The organism is Mesorhizobium sp. WSM1343 (genome assembly GCF_055901535.1).
The window spans coordinates 986870-1006407 of record NZ_CM148370.1 but is presented as its reverse complement, the minus strand read 5'-3'; the positions used below and the strand labels follow the sequence as shown (position 1 = coordinate 1006407).

Genomic DNA, 19538 nt, shown 5'->3' with positions numbered 1-19538 from the left:
AATCAACGAACTTAGTTTTTAGGAGAAAAGAAATGCCCTTGAAGATCCGACTGGCCCGTGCGGGCTCGAAGAAGCGTCCTTACTACCACGTCGTCATTGCCGACGCCCGTTCGCCGCGTGACGGCCGGTTCATCGAGTCCATCGGCTCGTGGAACCCGCTGCTGCCCAAGGACGGCGAACGCGTCAAGGTCGACGCCGACCGCGTCAAGCATTGGCTGGCGCATGGCGCCCAGCCGACCGACCGCGTGCTGCGCTTCCTCGACGAGGCCGGCCTCGTCAAGCGCGACGCCCGTTCCAACCCGAAGAAGGCCGAGCCGGGCAAGAAGGCGCAGGAACGCGCTGCTCTTCTGAAGAAGGCGCAGGAAGATGCCGCTGCTGCCGTTGCCGCCGCCGCGGCTGCACCGGCCGAGGCGGAAGCCGCAACCGCCGAATAAGTATTTGCTCTATCGCATCCAGGAAAACGGCGGGCCATGTGCCCGCCGTTTTTTTCATTCGACCCTGTCTGTAAAAGCCGCCCGGTCAATAGCCGCGCGGGCAGCGGTCAATATAGACGCGGCCACGGCTATCGCGGTAGCGGCATTCGCCACGCTCGCTCGCCCGGCCGATCAGCGCGCCGGCAACAGCGCCGACAGCACCACCGACGACGGCGCCTTCAACCGGATCGCCGGCGACCGCCGCACCGACGGCAGCGCCACCGAGGCCGCCTACGGCCGCGCCTTTTTCCGTTTGCGAACAAGCGGCGAGCGGCACCAGCAGCGCCATCAAAAGCATCGTTTTCTTCATCGTCGTTCCTCTCCGATAGGAGCCGCCTCCGCCGCCGGGCGAATCTCTAACTCGCAACTCGACGATTCGATCCCTGAGATATTGCCCGGCAAAGGGTTCAGGCTTCGAGTTGAAAGCGGTGCTTCGATCCGGATCTAACGGCTGAACGGGATCAGCGCGCGGAGCCTGGGATCGCGCAGATACAGGCCACCCCACAGGATAATGCCGAGATAGACGCCGAACAGAATGTGCGAGAACAGCGGGTTGTCGACGCGGACATTGGTGGCGATGGCGCCGCCCATATAGGCGGTGAGCAGGATGGCGCCGAGCACCGAGGTGCGCGGCAGCGCATAGAGAGCGGTCGAGATCAGGCCGATGACGCCAAGCATGCGCGCGACATTCGGATCGGCCGGCCAGCCAAGCGGTACCATCGTCTGGACGACGATATCGAGCGGCGGCAGCTTGATGGCGCCGTCGAAGATCATGAACAGCACGATGACGCCGCTGAGCGCGCGGCCGGTCCACAAAGCGCCCGGCGAGACGGGCGCGGTTTCGGAAATGCTCATGATGGTCCCTCCTGATGGTTCTATCCCCTTCTTGCTGGGGTCGAACCAAGGACGTGGCATGGAGCGGCGATCCGACAGCGGGGCGGATTCTTTTAATCCCGCTAAGCCCGCGCGCCTTTGCCTACGAAAAATAGAACTTTTCCGCCGGGATCATCTTCGGCGGCGTTTCGCCCAGCGCCTCGAACACCGAGATTTCGCAGACACGGCAGAGGCTGTCGAGAGCGAGGTCGTTGGCTTCGGTGCCGAACGGATCCTCGAGCTCTTCCGACAGCGCGTCGAGGCCGAAGAAAGTATAGGCGATCAGCGCGGTGAACAGCGGCGTCGCCCAACCGGTGGTCGAGATCAGGCCGACCGGCAGCAGCAGGCAGACGATATAGGCCGTGCGATGCACCAGCAGCGTGTAGGCGAACGGCAAGGGCGTACCGGCGATCCGCTCGCAGCCGGCCTGGATGGCCGCGACCGACGCGAGCCTCTCATCGAGGATACGAAAGCCGATCGTGTCGACGTCGCCCGCCAGGCGCTGCGCATTGGCACGCCGGCCCATGCGCCTGACCATCTCATCCGCCGGATTGGAAAAGGCTGCTGCCTTGTCCGCCTCGGCGTCGATGAAGGCACGGGCATCCTTCATGCTGTCGATCTTGCGCAGCTGCCCGCGCAGGAAATGACAGAAGGCGAGCGCTTCCATCAGCAAGGCGCGCTGTTCAGTCTGGTCCGGGATGAGGCTGGTGGTGGCGCGTGCCAGGTTGCGCATTTCGAAGACCAGCGCGCCCCACAGCTTGCGCGCCTCCCACCAACGGTCGTAGGCGGCGTTGTTGCGGAACGAGAGATAGATCGACAATGTCACGCCGACCAGGCCGAAAGGCGTGATGTTGAAGACGCTGAAATCAAGCTGGAACCGGCGCGCCGCGGCCAGGATGATCGCGGAATAAAGCGCGAAGCCCAATATCTGCGGCAGAATGCGTGGCACGACCGAACCGCGCATGATGAAGAACAGCTGCAGGAATGTGGGGCGCGGGCGAACGATCATCGAAGGCCTTTCACGGACCGGCACTGGCCCTCAGCTTCTCTATTGTGCGATGCGACAGCTCTGCAAGCCCAGCCGCCAGCGACATCGCCATGTCGTCCTTGCAGCGCCTGGACTATCGGCACGCGCCGGTCGCGGATATTGAAGAGCACGTGGGCTGCGGCCCGTTTTTTTGCAGGCGAGGGAAGACAGATGGCCGGCGAAACCGATCTCAAGACACTGCTGGCGTCGATGACACCGGAGCTGCTCGCCGGCGCCTATGTCTTCGTCACGCTGGCACCCGGCGTCCCTCAGCCGGAAGGCGTTGAGCCGGTGATGGTGTTTCGCGAGCGCGAGGGTGTGACGCTGATCGTGACCGAGGAGGAGGCCAGCGCCGCGGCACTGACCGCTTCGTTCCGCTGCCGGATGCTGACGCTGAACATCCATTCGTCGCTGGAAGCCGTCGGCTTCCTCGCCGCCATCACCACGCGCCTGGCCGCCGCCGGCATGGGCGTGAACCCGGTTTCGGCCTTTTATCACGACCATCTGTTCGTTCCCGCCGATAGGGCGCAGGAGGCACTGAAGCTGCTGATCGGGCTGGCCGAGGACAACCGAGTGTAGCGCATCGGCGAAGCTGCCGATCTCCCCCTCGTGGGGGAGATTGGCCTTCATCAATGCTCCGCAAACCTTCAGCATCCCGGCCGAGGGCGGAGCCCGCGACCGCGGGCCAGCCGCGCTAGCGGCGGTGCGGCCCGTGAGCGAAAACTAAATCAGCCGTCAGGCCGCCTTCTTCTTCGGCTGGATCAGGCCGCGCTCGACCAAAAGCTCGGCGATCTGCACCGCGTTGAGTGCGGCGCCCTTGCGCAGATTGTCGGAGACGATCCACATCGACAGGCCGTTGTCGATGGTCGAATCCTCGCGGATGCGCGAGATGAAGGTGGCGTCCTCGCCGGCCGATTCCAGCGGCGTGATGTAGCCTCCGTCCTCGCGCTTGTCCAAGACCTGGCAACCTGGGGCTTCACGCAGGATATCCCGCGCGTCGTCGGCGGTGATCGGCTTTTCGAACTCGATGTTGACCGCTTCCGAGTGGCCGATGAACACCGGCACGCGCACGCAGGTCGCCGTCAGCTTGATCTTGGGGTCGAGCATCTTCTTGGTCTCGGCGACCATCTTCCACTCTTCCTTGGTGGAGCCGTCGTCGAGGAAGACGTCGATGTGCGGGATGACATTGAAGGCGATGCGCTTGGTGAACTTCTTGACCTCGACGCCATCGGCGACGAAGACCGCGCGGGTCTGGGTAAAGAGTTCGTCCATGCCTTCCTTGCCGGCGCCCGACACCGATTGATAGGTGGCGACGACGACGCGCTTGATGGTTGCGAAATCGTGCAGTGGCTTCAATGCCACCACCAACTGCGCCGTCGAGCAGTTCGGATTGGCGATGATGTTCTTGCGCGTGAACAGCGAGATCGCGTCCGGGTTCACTTCCGGCACGATCAGCGGCACGTCCTGGTCGTAGCGGAAGGCCGACGAATTATCGATGACGACGCAGCCCTGCTTGCCGATCTTCGGCGACCATTCCTTGGAGACGCTGCCGCCGGCCGACATGATGCAGATGTCGGTGTCGGAAAAATCATACTGGTCGAGCGTCTTCACCTTCAGCGTGCGGTCGCCGAACGACACTTCCGTGCCCTGGCTGCGCCGCGACGCCAGCGCCACGACTTCGCTTACCGGAAAGCCGCGCTCTTCCAATATGTTGAGCATTTCCCGGCCCACATTGCCCGTGGCGCCGACGATCGCTACCTTGAAACTCATCGAAAAATCTCCTGTCCCTCTCCGCTTGGTTTTTGGAGAAACCCGCTGGCCGCTGCGGGTTCCGTCCCCCGGGCCGAACCCGGGAGAGGGTGGTTAGGCCAAGGGAATCACACCGTTTTGGTGGTGGTTTTGCCAGTTTTCTCGGCCAAGAATGCGGTTTTGCTGAAACGAGGAGATGCGCCGACGCGCCCGGCCCAATGATGTGCATTGAGGCTGGGGGCATCGAATGCAGGAAGAGCCGTCAAAAGGCCGCGCATCGAAACTGTCCCGTTCGGTGCCGGCTTTTACGCGGTTTGCGTCAAGAGTCAATTGCCGAGCGGCGCCTGGTTTTGCGCGCGCCCTGTACAATCGCGGCTACGCGAAGTACGAACGGCCAAGATTGTTTGGCTGGCGCGAGGCCCGCCCCGGCATGTGCTCCGTGATGAGCGCGGACCCTAAAATTCCGAAAGAGTGAGATGTCCAACTTCGAAGCACTTGTTCCAGCGCTTGCCAGGGCGCTGGAGAAACGCGGCTATTCCGAGCTGACGCCCGTCCAGAAGGCGGTCGTGGCGCCCGAGCTCGGCGAGGCCGATGCGCTGGTTTCGGCGCAGACCGGCTCCGGCAAGACGGTGGCCTTCGGCCTCGCTCTGGCGCCGACCCTGCTTGAGGGCGCGGAGCGCTTCGGCCACGCCGCCGCACCACTGGCGCTGGCGGTGGCGCCGACGCGCGAACTCGCCTTGCAGGTGACGCGCGAACTGGAATGGCTCTACGAACTGACCGGCGCCACCGTGGCGTCCTGCGTCGGCGGCATGGACATGCGCTCGGAGCGGCGGGTGCTGGAGCGTGGCGCCCATATCGTCGTCGGCACGCCCGGCCGGCTGCGCGACCACATCACCCGGCGCTCGCTCGACATGTCGGCGCTGAAGGCGGTGGTGCTCGACGAGGCCGACGAGATGCTCGATCTCGGCTTTCGCGAAGACCTCGAATTCATCCTCGACGCCGCTCCGGCCGAACGCCGGACGCTGATGTTCTCGGCCACGGTGCCGCGCTCGATCGCCACGCTCGCCCAGGGCTATCAGCGCGATGCGGTGCGCATTTCGGCCGCCGGCGAGGAGAAGCAGCATCTCGACATCGAATATCGGGCGCTGAGCGTCGCCCAGCCCGACCGCGAGAACGCCATCATCAATGTGCTGCGCTATTATGAAGCCAAGAATGCGCTGGTGTTCTGCAACACGCGTGCCGCCGTCAATCATCTGACCGCGCGCTTCAACAACCGCAACTTCTCCGTCGTCGCCCTGTCGGGCGAGCTCAGCCAGAACGAGCGCAGCCATGCGCTGCAAGCGATGCGGGACGGCCGCGCAAAAGTCTGTATCGCCACCGATGTCGCGGCGCGCGGCATCGACCTGCCCAATCTTGAGCTGGTCATCCACGCCGATTTGCCGACCAACCCGGAAACGCTGCTGCACCGCAGCGGCCGCACCGGCCGCGCCGGGCGCAAGGGCGTCAGCGCGCTGATCGTGCCCAACAGCGCCCGCAAGCGCACCGAACGGCTGTTGCAGAACGCCGGCCTCAAGGCGACATGGGCGAGCCCGCCCTCGGCCGACGACGTGATGCGGCGCGACGACGAGCGCATCCTTGCCGATCCGGCTTTCGATGAGCCGGTGAAGGAGGACGAGCGCTCCTTCATCGACGCACTGCTCGCCAGGCATGGCGCCGAACAGGTGGCCGCTGCCTTCGTGCGCCAGTGCCGCGCCAGCCGCTCGGCCCCCGAGGACCTCATGGAGATCGCGCCCTTCACGCCGTCGCGTGAAAGACCGGCGGGCGAAGGTTTCGCGCGCCGCGACGAGGCGCCCAGCCGCCGCGACGATTTCGGCGACAGCGTCTGGTTCTCGCTGTCGATCGGGCGCCGGCAGAATGCCGAACCGCGCTGGCTCATCCCGATGCTATGCCGCACCGGCAGCATCTCGAAGCGAGAGATCGGCGCCATCAAGATGCAGCCGGAAGAGACCTACGTGCAGATCGCGGCGGATTGGGCAGACCGCTTCCTGGCCGCGATCGGTCCCGACCGGAAGCTGCAAGGCAACATCCTGGTGAAGCGGCTCGACGGTACGCCCGATCTGTCGCGCGCCGGCTATCAGCCGCCAAGCCCCGACAAGAAGCCGCATCGCGGCAAGGCGCCGTTCGATCCCAACGCGCCGAAGCGCAAATTCGAAAAACGTGCACCGGCAGCAGCCGATCAGCGCCCGACCGCCCCGCATGATGCAAAGCCCTGGGCGAAGAAGCCGGGCAAGCCGAAATTCGACACCTCTGGTGCACCCAAGCACAAGAAGGCGAAGAAGCGGCCTTCGTAAGACCGGGCAACGAGCCTCATTCGCCCGCATGACGCCGGCCGCATCCCGATGCGGTCTTGCCCATCGGTTCGGCCATGTGCCACACCTTGGCAGGGACGTGGCAAGTGGGGGTGGCAAATGCGCGGCAAAGTGCTTCACTATGACGAAGTCCAGGGCTTCGGCTTCATCACCGGAGCCGACGGCAACCGCTACACCTTCACCCGCGAAAACCTGCGCCGGGAAACCACTATGCGGAAGGGCGCGGGCGTGGAATTCCAGGCGGGCGGCGGCCAGGCGCGCGACGTCTTTTTGATCGCCGCCGAGACGGCTGCACCGGCCGGCGACGCTGGTACGAGCGCCGCGCCGACTCAAGCCGGTAACGCACCATCCGCTTCTGCGCCACAGGCCCAGCATTTCGGCCGTTCCTCCGGGCCGGCCGAGCCCAGCGATCTCTGGGGCTATTTCTGGCGTGGCGTGACGCAGAACTATTTCAATTTCGCCGGACGTGCCCGCCGCAAGGAATATTGGGGTTATTTCCTGTTCTGGGTGGTCTCGCTGCTTGTCATCGGCGGTATCGGTCTTTTCGCCGACAACGAAATGGGCAATTTCGACAGCAGCGTATCGGCGGCGGTAACCGTCGGCCTTTGCGGCACCTTCGTCCTGGCGACACTGCTGCCCAGCCTCGGCATGACCGTTCGCCGCATCCATGACATCGGCCTCTCGGGCTGGCTTTATCTGGTGGTGCTGATCCCGACCATCGGCAGCCTGATCATCCTGGTCTTCGCGCTGGTCCCGACGCAGGCCCGCGAAAACCAGTGGGGACCGGTGCCGGCGGGCGTCAGGGTCTAGGGATGATCGCCTTCAGCGCCTCGCCCGAAAGCCTGAGAAAGACCTTCTGGCCGTGGCGTTCTGCGCCAAGCCGGTCGTAGAAATGCTGCGCGCCTTCGTTCCAGTCCTCGCTGGTCAGGTCGATGCGGCCGATGCCTTCGCGCAGGCAATGATCGGCGAGAAAGCCGATCAGCGCCCGGCCGACACCAGCGTTGCGGGCTTTGTCGCGCACGAACAGGTCCTTGAGGAACAGCAGCCGCTCGAGATCGATACCGGGATGCGCGATCGCCACCGACGCCAGGCCGCTGACCTCGCCCTCGATGAAGGCGAGCGCGAAATGCGGATAGGCCGGGCTTTCCTCGCCAAGCCATTTTCGTGCCGCAGACAGGGCCCGGTCGGCATCGAGAGGCGGTTGCCGATAATGTTCCGCCATCTCGCAAACATGGTCGCGAGCGTCGTCGCGTCCTCGATCGTCGCCCAGCGGACGTCGACCGTCACGGTATCAGCCCAGGAATTTGGCGATGATCGCGTCGCCCATCTCAACCGTACCGACCTCGGTCATGCCATCGGACATGATGTCTTTCGTCCGCAGGCCCGCGTCGAGCACGGCGGCGATCGCGCCTTCGACGCGGTCGGCTTCATCGACCATGCCGAAGGAATAGCGCAGGCACATGGCGAAGGAGGCGATCATGGCGATCGGGTTGGCAATGCCCTTGCCGGCAATGTCGGGCGCCGAACCGTGCACCGGCTCGTAGAGCGCCTTGCGCTTCTTGGTCTTCACGTCAGGCGCGCCGAGCGAGGCCGACGGCAGCATGCCGATCGAGCCGGTCAGCATAGCGGCGATATCGGACAGCATATCGCCGAACAGATTGTCGGTGACGATGACGTCGAACTGCTTTGGCCAGCGCACCAGCTGCATGCCGCCGGCGTCGGCCAGCATGTGGTCGAGCTTGACGTCGGAATAGCGCGCCTTGTGGGTCTGGGTGACGACCTCGTTCCACAACACGCCCGACTTCATCACATTGCGCTTTTCCATCGAGGTGACGTGGTTCTTGCGGGTGCGCGCGAGTTCGAAGGCGACGCCCGAAATGCGCTCGATCTCGAACGTGTCGTAGACCTGCGTGTCGATGCCGCGCTTCTGTCCGTTGCCGAGATCGATGATCTGCTTGGGCTCGCCGAAATAGACGCCACCGGTCAGCTCGCGCACGATCAATATGTCGAGACCTTCGACCACCTCCTGCTTGAGCGAGGAGGACGCCGCCAGCGCCGGATAGCAGATGGCCGGGCGCAGATTGGCGAATAGCTCCATGTCCTTGCGCAGGCGCAGCAGGCCGGCTTCCGGGCGCACCTCATAGGGCACCGCATCCCATTTCGGACCGCCGACGGCGCCGAACAGCACCGCGTCGGCCGCCATCGCCTTTTCCATGTCGGCATCGGAGATCGCCGCGCCATGCGCGTCATAGGCGCAGCCGCCGACCAGCCCCTCATCGGTGGCAAAACCGCTGCCGAGCCTGTCGTTCATGACCGCGATCAGTTTCTTGACCTCGGCCATGGCCTCAGGACCGATGCCGTCACCGGGGAGCAGGAAAAGATGCTTCGTTGCCATGGAGAAACCGTCCTGGAAAGAATGTGTTTCGATTTGCACAGCGTCCTTTGCGCCCCAAAAGGCGCGCGTCGCTGTGCGACCGCGGTCTTGCTAAACGCCAAGCGAGTTGCATGCAAGGGGACGAGCGCCGAGATCCTTCTGTCCCGCCAGCGTCGGAAGCGTCCCGTGGCCGTCTACCGATGCGAGAGAATGTTGATCAGCCGGCCGAACGGATCGCGGACGTAGAAGCGCCGCACGCCCCAGGGCTCGTCGGCCGGTCCGTATTCCATGGCGAAGCCGGCCGCCTGCATGGCGTCGAGCGCCGCATCGACATCGTCGACCTCGATGGAGAGGCCGGGCACCGGCGTGCCGGAGCCGCCTTGCGCCATGAAGCTGACCTGGACATCCATCTTTGCTTGCGAGCCGTAGGTCGCGATCCAGCCGAGGTCCATCAGCAGGTCGAGACCGAGCACATCCTGGTAGAAACGCTTCGCCGCCGCGACATCCGCTGTCTCGATATTGGCAACGATGCGCTGGACTTTCATCGTCGGTCGCTCTTCAGGCCGTGCGCCGCAGCGCCGTCACCTCGATCTCGATCTTCATTTCCGGTTTGTTGAGTTGGCAGACGATCATCGTCGCTGCCGGCCTGATGTCACCGAACGTCTCGCCGAGGATCGGGAAGACTACATCCACGAAGGCCTGGTCGGTGACGTAGTAATGCGCCCGCACCACGTCAGCCATCTCGAAGCCGCCGTCCTTCAGCGCCTTGCCGATCGTCGCCAGGCAATTGCGCGTCTGCGCCTCCACCGTTTCCGGCATCGTCATCGTCGCATAGTCGTAGCCGGTGGTGCCGGAGACGAAGCACCAGTCGCCCTGCACCACGGCGCGCGAATAGCCGGCGGTCTTTTCGAACGGCGAACCGGTGGAGATGAGTTTGCGCATATGAGGGGCCTTGCTTGGGTTGTCTGCCAGCATTAGCAGGCGGAACGGCGCGGGTCGTGGGCCAAGCCAGGCAAACTGTTATCCCGGAAGCCAAGCGCGAACCTCCGAGATTGGTTGAAGCATCCCTTCCGTCGTCATCCTATGGCGGAGCTAGGAGCGTAGCGACGCGGCGCAGACCATAGGATGACGAAAGCGAGGGGGTGCTGCGCAACGCTAAAGCCTTAATTTGCCGCCCCCAGCGCCTTGTCCAACGCCGCCTTCACATCCGCGGGCCATGTCGCCACACCAGGCCACGCCTGCGGCTGGCCATTGTCGCCGCGGCGGGCGAAGTAGAGTTTGTGCTGGGCCGGGTCGACCGCCATGAAGCCGTCATTGCCGCCGCAATCATGTGGCACGCAGCCGCTGGCGTAGAAGGCGCCCGAAGCGGTCTTTTCGGTGCCGCCGCCGACCAGCAGGCTGGTCGCCATATCGGGCATGTCCTTGCCGAGCAGCTTTTCCGCTTCCTTGTAGACGGCCTCATTGTGGAAGGCGTCGATGATGTTCTGGTACTTTTCCGGATCGATGTCTTTCCAGTCCGTGCCGGGTTCCGGCATGTAGGTCAGATTGCCCGAAATCGTCAGCCCGTCGGTCGGCGACCATTGCAAAGCCGGCTTCTGATCTCCCGGCAACAGGTAAGGCACGAAATAGATGGCGTTGTCGGACACCGCCGAGGGCGGCGCGCCGCACTGGTCCTGCTCGACCGTGGTGCTCTGGATCGTGCCGCCTTCCGGTTTCCAGACGATCACCGTCGCCGGCCCGCATTGATTGCCGCCGTCGCCGACATCGAACAGCGCCACCTTGACGCCGCCGACCTCGACTGTTTTGTCGAAGAAGACATCGTAATTGCTGGCCAGCTGCTGACCGTCATAGGCGAGCACCTTCTCGCCGTACTGTTCCTTCTGGGTGATGGTCAGCGTGCCGCCTTCGAATGGGACGGGAGCTTGCTTGTCGTCATCGGAAGCATCGGCGGCGTTCGTCCCCTGATCGGCGGACGGCTGCTCCGTCGCCGGGGCCGGCTGTGTGGCGGGCGTCTGGGTCTGCGCAGACGCGCTGGCGATTTGCCCCAGCAACAAGGCCAGCCCGCAAAGGCCGGCAAGAAGCGAACGTGTCATGACTGTCCCTCCACTCAGTCGCCGCGAACCGGCCCGAAAGGCCAGATCCATCCGTCCGGAGCGCGCCGCTCAGGCCCAGGGGCGCTGTTCGGCGTTCCGCTTCTCGAACGAAGCGATGGCGCCGGCTTTCTCCATGGTCAGGCCGATGTCGTCGAGCCCGTTGAGCAGGCAGTGCCGCTTGAAGTCGTCGAGGTCGAATTTGACCACGCCGCCATCCGGCCCACGGATTTCCTTGGCTTCGAGGTCTACCGACACCGTGGCATTGGAGCCGCGCGAGGCGTCGTCCATCAGCTTCTCGAGATCCTCGGGGCTGACGGTGATCGGCAGGATGCCGTTCTTGAAGCAGTTGTTGTAGAAAATGTCGGCGAACGAGGTCGAGATGACGCAGCGAATACCGAAGTCGAGCAGCGCCCACGGCGCATGCTCTCGGCTGGAGCCGCAGCCGAAATTGTCGCCGGCGACCAAGATCTGCGCCTTGCGGTAGGCCGGCTTGTTGAGCACGAAATCCGGGTTTTCCGAACCGTCGTCCTTGTAGCGCATTTCGGCGAACAGGCCGGTGCCGAGCCCGGTGCGCTTGATCGTCTTGAGATAATCCTTGGGGATGATCATGTCGGTGTCGACATTGACGATCGGCATCGGAGCGGCGACGCCGGTGAGCTTGGTGAATTTTTCCATGGCTTTTGCCCGTGTTTTCGTTGCGGGGGAATTTGCTGAGGCCCGGTTTACACAAAGCCGGCGGCAAATAAAAGGCAACTGTTCGTGCATGGTGGCACAAGCCAGCCCGATGGTGCAATCTGGCGGCCATGGCAGAAAACGCACACGTCCTCTATAACAGAGAATCCGCGCTCGACATCGCCGAATTCCGTCGCGTGCTGGTCGAATCCGGCCTCGGCGAAACACGGCCGATCGATGATGAAGCGCGGCTGCGGGCGATGCTGTCGGGCGCCAATCTGGTGCTGACCGCGCGCCTTGATATTCAGGGCAAGCCGCTGATCGGCGTCATCAGGGCGATCACCGACTTCTCCTGGGTCTGCTACATCTCCGAACTCGCCGTTTCCCGATCGGCACAGGGGCTCGGCATCGGCAAGGGCCTGATGGACGAGGCGCGCCGGCAGCTTGGACCATCGGTCGCCATCAGCCTGATCTCCATGCCCGATGCCGTCGGCTTCTACGAACGTCTCGGCATGAAGCGCATGGCCGACGCCTTCTGGTTCGACCGCAAGGGTTAAGGCTCGCTCGAAATACTCTTCCGCAACCGTGGCGATCCTTCGCGCCAGCGTCAAAAAGGACCTTCCCTTCGCCCGCTCAAATCACATTCAATTCCCGAAACGCCCTTCCCTCCGCCACCCGCTCATACCCGAACGCCGAGCAATCCACCGTGCGATAGCCGCCATGCACGATCAGTTCGGCCAGCGCTTTGCCCACTGCTGGCGCCTGCTGCAGGCCATGGCCGGAAAAGCCGTTGGCGAACAGGAAATTGCCGACGTCGGGATGCGGACCGATCACCGCGTTCTGGTCGAGCGTGTTGTAGTCGTAGTGGCCGGCCCAGGCACGGGTCGGCTTGATCGCCTCGAAGGCGGGAATACGGGTCGCCAGCACCGGCCAGATCACCTCTTCGAACAGTGGCCAGTTTACCTCGAAGTCGCCGGGATCGGGTGCGCAGTCGCCTTCCTCCGGTTCGGCGCCGCCGGTGAGGTAGACCGAGCCTTCCGGACGGACATAGATGCCGGAGGGATCGACCAGCAGCGGCATGTCGGCATATTTCTCGCGCGCCTCGAAGACGAAGACATTGCGCTTGCGCGGCTCGACCGGCAGCTCGAGCCCGGCCATGGCAGCCACCTTGCCGGCGTTCGGGCCGGCGGCGTTGACGACGATGCCAGCCTCCAGCGTCTCGCCATTGCCGAGGCTCACTCCCGTGACGCGGTTGCCATCGCGCGCGATGCCGGTGACATCTGCGGCGATGAAATCGACTTTCTTCTGCCGCAGCGCCTTGCGGAACAGCGTCAGCATCGCATGCGCGTCGAACCAGCCTTCGCCGCTGCGGCCATAGGCGCCGGCTGAAATGCCCTCGGGCGACAGCCACGGGAACCGGCGCACCAGCTGATCCGCGTCCTCCAGCACAATGTCGGCGCCCTCGGCCATCTGCGCCTGGTGATTGCTCCTCAGGATCGGCAAGCCGTCCTCGCCGGCAAGGATGAGGTAGCCGCCCTCGCGAAAGCCGATATCGGCGTCATCCCCGAACTCTTCCTTCAGCCGCCGGAACAGCTTCAGCGTGAACTGCGACAGGCGGATGTTTTCCGGGATCGAGAATTGCTGGCGGATCGAGGCCATGGACAGCGTCGTTGCCGCATGCGCGAATTGCGGATCACGCTCGATCAGCGCGATCGTGCCGGAAAACCCTTGCTCACGCAGGTAATAGGCGACCGAGGAGCCGACGATGGCTCCGCCGATGATGACGATGTCGTAGCGCATGTTCTCTCCGATCCGGCCGATAGTGTCCTTCACGCCACCGGCAGAATGACCTCGAAGCGCGTGCCGCGCTCGCTGTCAACCAGCGCGATCATACCATCATGCGCTTTCAGGAGGGCCAGCACGATGCCGAGCCCCATGCCGGTACCGCCCTGTTCGCGCCGCGTGGTGAAGAACGGCTCGAAAATGCGCGCCCGGTTGCTCGGCGAAATGCCGGCACCGTCGTCGCTGACCAGGATCCTCGCCTTGCCGCCGGCGCTCGTAGCGGAGACAGAAACCTGCGTCGCGCCATGCCTGGCCGAATTGTCGATGAAATTGGCCAGCACGATAGCCGCGTTCTCGGCCGATATGCGCAAGTCGATGTCGCCGCCGGCCCCGATGCTAACCGCGAGCCTGCTATCGACGGGCAGCAGCGACAGTGCCGCACCGAGCGATGTGCTTTCGCCGCTCGGCGCCAGGTTTTCGGCGCGTGCCAGGTCGAGCAGGCGCCGCACCAGCAGATTGAGCCGCCCCGCATCGGTGACGATATTGTTGGAGAAACGCCGCCGCTCCGCATCGTCCATCGCGCCACCGGAATCGCGCAGCAATTCGGCCGCGCCCTGGATCGCCGTCAGCGGCGATTTGAGCTCATGCGAGACATGTGTGGCGAAAGTCTGGACCGAGTCCGACCGCGCCTGAAGCTTCTCGGCCATGTCGAGGAAGGCGGCGGACAGCTCCGCCATCTCTCGCGTGCCGTGGTGGTCGAGCGGCCGGATCGCCGTGCGGTCGCCGGCGGCGATGCGCTCGGTGCGGTCGATCAGCGCATAGATCGGCCGGCTGACGGTGCGCAGGAAGATGAGACCGATGAGCAGCGTGCCGCCGAGAATGGCGATCGCCGCCAACGTCACCTTGCCACGTTCGCCATAGAGATGCTTGATGATGTTGTTGGGCGTCCGCGACACATAGACGACGCCGGCGACCTGGCCGTCGACAGCGACCGGCAGGGCGACGAAGACACGCACCTTGGTGCCGCGGCTGACCGAATAGAGCGGTGGCGTCGGCTGGTCGGGAATGCGCAGCCTGAGCGCGCTGGCATAGTGGCCGGCAAGTGCTGTGCGCACCTCTTCGACCGCACTGAGCGACTGGCCGACCTCGCCGCGCCCGGCAATGACGACGCCCCGGGGGTCGAGCAGCCGGAAGCCGGCCAGCGTGGTTTTCTGGGTGGCGTCGAGGATGCCGGACAGGCGCGCGCCGATCACCGCGAAGGCGGGATCGACGATCGCCGGCATCGCCGCCGGCCGGGTCGGCAGGACATAATCCGAGGCAAGATCGAGCTGCGGTTCGATTGGCCTGTAGAGCGGGTCCGGATTGACGCTGCGGCTTGAATCCCCACTTGGCTCCGGCATCGGCGCACCGAGCTTTTCCGGTGGGATGCCGGCGTCACGTACATCCCGCGCATAGATGGCGGCGATGGCAGCGCCTTGCGCGATCAGCTCCGCCTCGGTCTGGCGGATCAGCTGGTTCTCGTAGAGGCGGAAGAAGAACAGGCCGACCAGTGGCAAGGCCATCACCATGATCAGGATGGCGACGACGACCGTGGCAAGCCGTGGCCGCCATTTGCGGCCGATCCATTTGCTGGAGGCCGTCAGCCGCATCGGCCAAGCCGGAAGCCGACGCCATGCACCGTCTCGATGACATTAGGGCAACCCACGGCTGCCAGTTTGGCGCGGATGTTGCGGATGTGGCTGTCGACGGTGCGGCCGGCGACGTGGATGTTTGCAGCATAGGCGCTGGCCGTCACCGCGTCGCGGTCGAGCACATGCGCCGGCCGCGCCAGGAACCCCTTCAGGATCGAGAACTCTATTCCTGTCAACGATAACGGCTTGCCGTCGAAGCTGGCGGTATGGCTGGCCGGCGCCAGAGCCAGTTTGCCATGCGAAAACCGCCTGTCGTCGGCCGGTTCGGGCACCGCCGGGCGGGCGCGCCGCAGGATGACGTTGACGCGGGCAACCAGCTCGCGCGGGCTGAATGGTTTCGTCACATAGTCGTCGCCGCCCATTTCGAGCCCGAGAATGCGGTCGATCTCCTCGTCGCGCGCAGAGAGGAACAGCACCGGCACATCGGATATGTGCCGCAGCCGCCGGCAGACCTCCAGCCCGTCCATTTCCGGCATGCCTATATCGAGCACGACGAGGTCCGGTGCCCGGCGGCCGATTGCCTGCAAGGCGGCGGCACCGTCGGCCACCCCTGTCGTTTTCATGCCGGCCTTCTCCAAGGCAAAGCAGATCACCTCGCGAATGTGCGGGTCATCGTCGGCGACGAGGATGTGATGCGGCATGGATCAGCGGCCCGGCATGGAAGGTTCGATAGCGGAGGGAATCACGAACGGCTCCTTGGTGTCGAGATATCGAAGCAGCCGCCAGTCGCGAAAGCTCCAGGCCCGCCAGTTCTGCTGGATGGTTCGATACCAGATTTCGTCGCTGCCGCGCACGCCGGCCAGTTCGCGGACAGTGCCGGCGGCCGCCGTCTTGCCCTGGTGCTCGAGGAAGCGATCAAGCGCGGGAAACGCGGCCGGACCGAGCGAGTGAAGATACCAGGCGTCTAGGGGAATGCCCTGGCCGGTCATTTCGAGGGAATGGTCGACATTGTAATTGGCGATCGTTGCTGCGAAATTGATGAAACAGCCGGCATAAAGCGTCAGGGATAACGTCAGAAGATTGGCGGACAGCAGCCATTCGTTGGATTTTCTAAGCGCGATGCGGGCAATGATCAGGGCAAGGCCTGCTGCCACCAGCCCCATCCAGACAAAGGCGGCGACGCGCCAGTAGGTCAATGCATAGATGCCGATATAGAGGTCGAGCCGCAGGATCGACGAGATGACCAGCATGATGTTCTGCGCCACCCAGGCATAGACCAGCCGGCGGATCAGCGGATCGGCCGAGGTCTCGCTGCCGGGTCGCAGCGCTGCCAGCACGAAGCCGGCGGCAAGCAGTGCCGTGACGATCAAGGGATAGGCGCCACGATGCGCGTAGGAGGCGTAGCTCAGCCCATCGGGAAGCGCTGCCCCGCCCCACAGATAGGCGGCGTCGAGCGCCGTCTGCAGCGCAAACAGGATGTTGAAGACAATCAGGGCGCGCAGGATGGCGGCCTTGCCGAACAGGATGTCTTCGATGGTGGTGGCGGTTTTGCCGGCTTGAGCGCCGACCGCCGGCGCCGCGCGCGGGATGCGGCGAACCAGGCGCGGCAGGCGCGGTCGCAGAAAAGCCCAGACAGCGGCGAGCACGAACAGCCAGAAGGCAATCCGCGCCAGCTGGATAAGATCGAGCAGCCTCACGAGATCGATCAGCGACAGCCAGTAATCGATGACCGGATTGGCGGCACCGAACAGCGCCAGGAAGACCGCGCCCAGCGTCAGCGGCATCACCCAGACGGCGATCGCCGCCAGCCGGATGCGACGCCCATCGAACCGCCGCGCCGTCCTGCGCCAGCGGATGCAATCAATGACGAAGCGGAACGGCGCCGCCAGCCCGAACAGCACGATCTGCCCGGCAATGCGGGCGATGCTGTGCCGCAGCCGGCCGCTCAACGAAAGCGCGAAGACGGTCAGCGCCGCCAGCGCGATCGAGACCGACAGGGTGCTGACGTTTTCAGCCAGCGGCAGCAGCGCGACAAGCAAGGCGATGGGCTTGAGCCAGACCCGGCCGTCGTTGAAGGCGGCCGGGTGCACAGCGACGACCGCCGCGGCAATCAGCAGGGCGAACAGGAAAACCGTGATCCCGGCGGGCTGGCCATAGAACAGAAAATCCGCGAGCGCTGCCAGCAGGATGGCGACACCGAAACGGCTGCAATAGCTCGGCGCGGCGGAGAACAACGCTGTCATGACCTGGCTTTCCTGATGGCTTCCAGCCGAACCGTTGGCGGGCTTCTGCGGACAAAGGGAATGAGGGTTGCGACGGGACACGCGCGCGGCGGATCGGCCAGCCACCAGCCCTCGCTACGCAGTCGGTGAGGCAGGGACCAACGGGGCTTTGCTCGCTTGTGCATGCCGCTTGTCTCGCAAGCGGGCGGGGAAACGGCAGGGCGGATCCGAGGAGGTTTTCCGCAGGCCCGTGCAGTTTTCGTGCAGGGGTAAACGCTGCCGATCTCCCCCCTCGTGGGGGAGATTGGCAGCTTCATGCCCCGACTTGCCTCACCCGCCCACAAGCGGCATAGATCAGCCATGGAAACCTACCGTCCGCGCCGCTCCGTGCTCTACATCCCGGCCTCCAGCGACAAGGCCTTGGCCAAGATCGCGCAGCTTGCCTGCGATGCCATCATCATCGACCTGGAAGACGCCGTCGCTCCGGCCGACAAGATCGCCGCCCGCGAAAAACTGGCCGGCATTTTCGCCGGCCATTCCGAGAGACGCTGCGAGATGATCGTGCGCATCAATGCGATATCAGGCGAATGGGGCGCCGACGACCTGCTGGCGGCCGCAAGCTGCGAACCCGACGGCATCCTTCTGCCCAAGGTCGACACGCCGCGCGACCTGCTCGAGGCCGGCGACGTGCTTGACGACAATTTTACCCCCGACAGCGTGAAACTATGGGCGATGATCGAGACGCCCAAGGCGCTGCTCAACATCGGCGCCATCGCCGAACTTGGCCGCGATCCGGCCTCGCGGCTCAATTGTTTCGTTGCCGGAACGAATGATCTGGTCAAGGAGACCGGCATTCTGGCGACGCCTGATAGGCGCTACCTCGTGCCATGGCTGATGCAGATGGTGCTGGCCGCACGCGCCGGCGGCATCGACATGCTCGACGGCGTCTCCAACGATTTTCGCGACCTCGACGCCTTCGCCCATGAATGCGCGGAAGCCGCGGCCATGGGGTTCGACGGCAAGAGCCTCATCCACCCGGCCCAGATCGAAGCCGCCAACCGCGCCTTCGTGCCGTCCACGGAAGCGGTGGCCGAGGCACGCTCGGTGAGGGAAGCCTTCGCGCTCGCCGAGAATGCCGGCAAGGGCGTGATCGCGCTGAACGGCAGGATGGTCGAGCGGCTGCATCTGGCGCAGGCCGAAAAACTGCTGGCGAAGGCAGCCGCCATCGGGTCATAAATGCTCGATGGATGCGAGCGGGCTACAGCTACTCACGACAGGAATTGAACAATGAAACTCTACCGCTTTCTGTCCGCTCCGGACGATGCCAGCTTCTGCCACAAGGTGACAGCGGCGCTGAACAAGGGCTGGCATCTGTTCGGCTCGCCGACCTATGCCTACGACAAGAAGGCCAAAGCGATGCGTTGCGGCCAGGCCGTGGTTAAGGATATCGACGGTCAGGAATACGGGCCCGATACCAAGCTGAGTGACTGGTAGATTTGAAAAGCTCCGACGCAGGGTGTGTTGAGATTCAGGTCAGGCCGAGTCGAAAATGGTGGTTTCCGAGAACCGGAGCGGAGCGTACTTTTGGGTACGTGAGCACAGTTCTACCGCGACGCGGTAGAGCGGGGAAGCGCAGGAAGCCATCATTTGCAGGCCGGCATCACCTGAATATCAGCGCACCCTACTCCGCCGCCTCTTCGATCTTCTCCATATCTTCGTCCGACAGGCCGAAATGGTGGCCGATCTCGTGGATCAGCACGTGGGTGACGATGTCGCCCAGCGTCTCTTCGTTCTCGGACCAGTAATCGAGGATGGCGCGGCGGTAGAGCGTGATGCGGTTCGGGCCTTCGCCGGTCTGCGGGTTCCAGCGCTCGGCGATGCCGCGTCCCTCGAACAGGCCGAGCAGGTCGAATGGCGTTTCCAGCGACAGATCGTCCATGATTTCGTCGGTCGGGAATTCGGCGATCTGGATGACGATCTCGCCGGTCAGCTTGCGAAAATCCTCCGGCAGATGGGCGTACGCCTCCAGCGCCAGGAACTCCATTTCGTCCATCGAGGGCGAGAGTTCGTCGTGCCAGGTGCGGGTCTTGTAGATGCGGGCCATGCTTTGTCCTTTGATCCCGGCATATAGGCTTTCGCACCGGAATCGGCAAATGAACGGGCCGATGCGCCTGCGCCATCCCTGCAGAGAGGAATAAATTCCCCATGACTCTGCTTGACTCTTGGGATGCGCTCTGGAATCTATAGGAACATAACAGGAACAATTGTGAGTG

The 19538-nt window shown here is 64.2% G+C and carries 23 protein-coding genes; 7 read left to right on the top strand and 16 right to left on the bottom strand.

Going from position 1 to position 19538, the window contains the following annotated elements:
* Nucleotides 1–32 precede the first annotated feature (32 nt).
* Nucleotides 33–434: a 30S ribosomal protein S16 gene (rpsP, locus tag AC0NIL_RS04790; RefSeq protein ID WP_013528800.1), complete on the top strand. Its 402-nt coding sequence runs from the start codon at nt 33–35 to the stop codon at nt 432–434.
* Between the two features lie 85 nt (nt 435–519).
* Here rpsP and AC0NIL_RS04785 read toward each other — a convergent pair whose 3' ends face one another.
* The 3 genes from AC0NIL_RS04785 to AC0NIL_RS04775 form a co-directional block, all read right to left on the bottom strand.
* Nucleotides 520–783 carry a YMGG-like glycine zipper-containing protein gene (locus AC0NIL_RS04785; protein WP_013528799.1) on the bottom strand — a complete coding sequence of 88 codons (264 nt, stop codon included), beginning with the start codon at nt 781–783 and terminating at the stop codon, nt 520–522.
* A 134-nt stretch (nt 784–917) separates the two neighbouring features.
* A complete protein-coding gene (locus tag AC0NIL_RS04780) occupies nt 918–1328 on the bottom strand; it encodes a DoxX family protein (RefSeq protein WP_013528798.1) in 411 nt (136 codons plus the stop codon).
* A gap of 121 nt (nt 1329–1449) precedes the next feature.
* Nucleotides 1450–2355 (bottom strand): bestrophin family protein, encoded by a 906-nt coding sequence (locus AC0NIL_RS04775; protein WP_027162876.1) that lies wholly within the window; start codon nt 2353–2355, stop codon nt 1450–1452.
* A gap of 189 nt (nt 2356–2544) precedes the next feature.
* Here AC0NIL_RS04775 and AC0NIL_RS04770 point away from each other — a divergent pair, with 189 nt between their 5' ends.
* Nucleotides 2545–2952: an ACT domain-containing protein gene (locus AC0NIL_RS04770; protein ID WP_275953411.1), complete on the top strand. Its 408-nt coding sequence runs from the start codon at nt 2545–2547 to the stop codon at nt 2950–2952.
* Between the two features lie 156 nt (nt 2953–3108).
* On the opposite strand, the gene AC0NIL_RS04765 is transcribed toward AC0NIL_RS04770, so the two are convergent.
* Together AC0NIL_RS04765 and AC0NIL_RS04760 are read right to left on the bottom strand one after the other, a co-directional pair.
* Entirely contained in the window at nt 3109–4143 is a 1035-nt protein-coding gene (locus AC0NIL_RS04765; RefSeq protein WP_013528795.1) for an aspartate-semialdehyde dehydrogenase, read from the bottom strand.
* Nucleotides 4144–4250: 107 nt separating this feature from the next.
* Entirely contained in the window at nt 4251–4400 is a 150-nt protein-coding gene (locus tag AC0NIL_RS04760; RefSeq protein WP_167355191.1) for a hypothetical protein, read from the bottom strand.
* Nucleotides 4401–4598: 198 nt separating this feature from the next.
* Between AC0NIL_RS04760 and AC0NIL_RS04755 the strand changes: the two genes are divergently transcribed.
* Both AC0NIL_RS04755 and AC0NIL_RS04750 read left to right on the top strand, forming a co-directional pair.
* The gene (locus AC0NIL_RS04755; protein ID WP_063169562.1) at nt 4599–6473 is read left to right on the top strand and encodes a DEAD/DEAH box helicase; all 1875 of its coding nucleotides are present in this window, start codon (nt 4599–4601) and stop codon (nt 6471–6473) included.
* A gap of 117 nt (nt 6474–6590) precedes the next feature.
* Nucleotides 6591–7301, top strand: a complete 711-nt coding sequence (locus AC0NIL_RS04750; protein WP_275953410.1) for a DUF805 domain-containing protein — start codon at nt 6591–6593, stop codon at nt 7299–7301.
* Here the strand turns inward: AC0NIL_RS04750 and AC0NIL_RS04745 are convergent.
* The 6 genes from AC0NIL_RS04745 to leuD all read right to left on the bottom strand — a co-directional run bounded on the left by AC0NIL_RS04745 (nt 7291) and on the right by leuD (nt 11633).
* A complete protein-coding gene (locus AC0NIL_RS04745; protein ID WP_473573833.1) occupies nt 7291–7713 on the bottom strand; it encodes a GNAT family N-acetyltransferase in 423 nt (140 codons plus the stop codon). The genes AC0NIL_RS04750 and AC0NIL_RS04745 overlap by 11 nt on opposite strands.
* 69 nt (nt 7714–7782) lie before the next feature.
* Nucleotides 7783–8886, bottom strand: a complete 1104-nt coding sequence (leuB, locus tag AC0NIL_RS04740) for a 3-isopropylmalate dehydrogenase (protein WP_013528791.1) — start codon at nt 8884–8886, stop codon at nt 7783–7785.
* A 173-nt stretch (nt 8887–9059) separates the two neighbouring features.
* Nucleotides 9060–9410: a VOC family protein gene (locus AC0NIL_RS04735; RefSeq protein WP_473573834.1), complete on the bottom strand. Its 351-nt coding sequence runs from the start codon at nt 9408–9410 to the stop codon at nt 9060–9062.
* Between the two features lie 13 nt (nt 9411–9423).
* The gene (locus AC0NIL_RS04730) at nt 9424–9807 is read right to left on the bottom strand and encodes a RidA family protein (protein ID WP_473543745.1); all 384 of its coding nucleotides are present in this window, start codon (nt 9805–9807) and stop codon (nt 9424–9426) included.
* Nucleotides 9808–10028: 221 nt separating this feature from the next.
* Complete coding sequence (locus AC0NIL_RS04725) at nt 10029–10958, bottom strand: hypothetical protein (protein WP_473573835.1); 930 nt, start codon at nt 10956–10958, stop codon at nt 10029–10031.
* 69 nt (nt 10959–11027) lie between these two features.
* Nucleotides 11028–11633: a 3-isopropylmalate dehydratase small subunit gene (gene leuD / locus AC0NIL_RS04720; RefSeq protein WP_013528787.1), complete on the bottom strand. Its 606-nt coding sequence runs from the start codon at nt 11631–11633 to the stop codon at nt 11028–11030.
* A gap of 128 nt (nt 11634–11761) precedes the next feature.
* Between leuD and AC0NIL_RS04715 the strand changes: the two genes are divergently transcribed.
* Entirely contained in the window at nt 11762–12187 is a 426-nt protein-coding gene (locus AC0NIL_RS04715; protein WP_473573836.1) for a GNAT family N-acetyltransferase, read from the top strand.
* Nucleotides 12188–12263: 76 nt separating this feature from the next.
* Here the strand turns inward: AC0NIL_RS04715 and AC0NIL_RS04710 are convergent, their stop codons facing one another.
* The 4 genes from AC0NIL_RS04710 to AC0NIL_RS04695 are packed head-to-tail and all read right to left on the bottom strand — an operon-like array spanning nt 12264 to nt 17286.
* Entirely contained in the window at nt 12264–13430 is a 1167-nt protein-coding gene (locus AC0NIL_RS04710; RefSeq protein ID WP_473573837.1) for an NAD(P)/FAD-dependent oxidoreductase, read from the bottom strand.
* Nucleotides 13431–13459: 29 nt separating this feature from the next.
* Nucleotides 13460–15061 (bottom strand): ATP-binding protein, encoded by a 1602-nt coding sequence (locus AC0NIL_RS04705; protein ID WP_473573838.1) that lies wholly within the window; start codon nt 15059–15061, stop codon nt 13460–13462.
* Nucleotides 15052–15744 (bottom strand): response regulator transcription factor, encoded by a 693-nt coding sequence (locus AC0NIL_RS04700; protein ID WP_127365621.1) that lies wholly within the window; start codon nt 15742–15744, stop codon nt 15052–15054. The genes AC0NIL_RS04705 and AC0NIL_RS04700 overlap by 10 nt, the downstream gene beginning before the upstream one ends.
* A 3-nt stretch (nt 15745–15747) precedes the next feature.
* Nucleotides 15748–17286 (bottom strand): DUF4153 domain-containing protein, encoded by a 1539-nt coding sequence (locus tag AC0NIL_RS04695; protein WP_473573839.1) that lies wholly within the window; start codon nt 17284–17286, stop codon nt 15748–15750.
* Nucleotides 17287–17625: 339 nt separating this feature from the next.
* Between AC0NIL_RS04695 and AC0NIL_RS04690 the strand changes: the two genes are divergently transcribed.
* Both AC0NIL_RS04690 and AC0NIL_RS04685 read left to right on the top strand, forming a co-directional pair.
* On the top strand, nt 17626–18501 hold the full coding sequence (locus AC0NIL_RS04690) for an HpcH/HpaI aldolase/citrate lyase family protein (RefSeq protein ID WP_473573840.1): 876 nt from the start codon (nt 17626–17628) through the stop codon (nt 18499–18501).
* A gap of 51 nt (nt 18502–18552) precedes the next feature.
* Nucleotides 18553–18759 carry a DUF1737 domain-containing protein gene (locus AC0NIL_RS04685; RefSeq protein ID WP_013528780.1) on the top strand — a complete coding sequence of 69 codons (207 nt, stop codon included), beginning with the start codon at nt 18553–18555 and terminating at the stop codon, nt 18757–18759.
* A gap of 187 nt (nt 18760–18946) precedes the next feature.
* On the opposite strand, the gene AC0NIL_RS04680 is transcribed toward AC0NIL_RS04685, so the two are convergent.
* Nucleotides 18947–19369: a metallopeptidase family protein gene (locus AC0NIL_RS04680; RefSeq protein ID WP_013528779.1), complete on the bottom strand. Its 423-nt coding sequence runs from the start codon at nt 19367–19369 to the stop codon at nt 18947–18949.
* Nucleotides 19370–19538 lie beyond the last annotated feature (169 nt).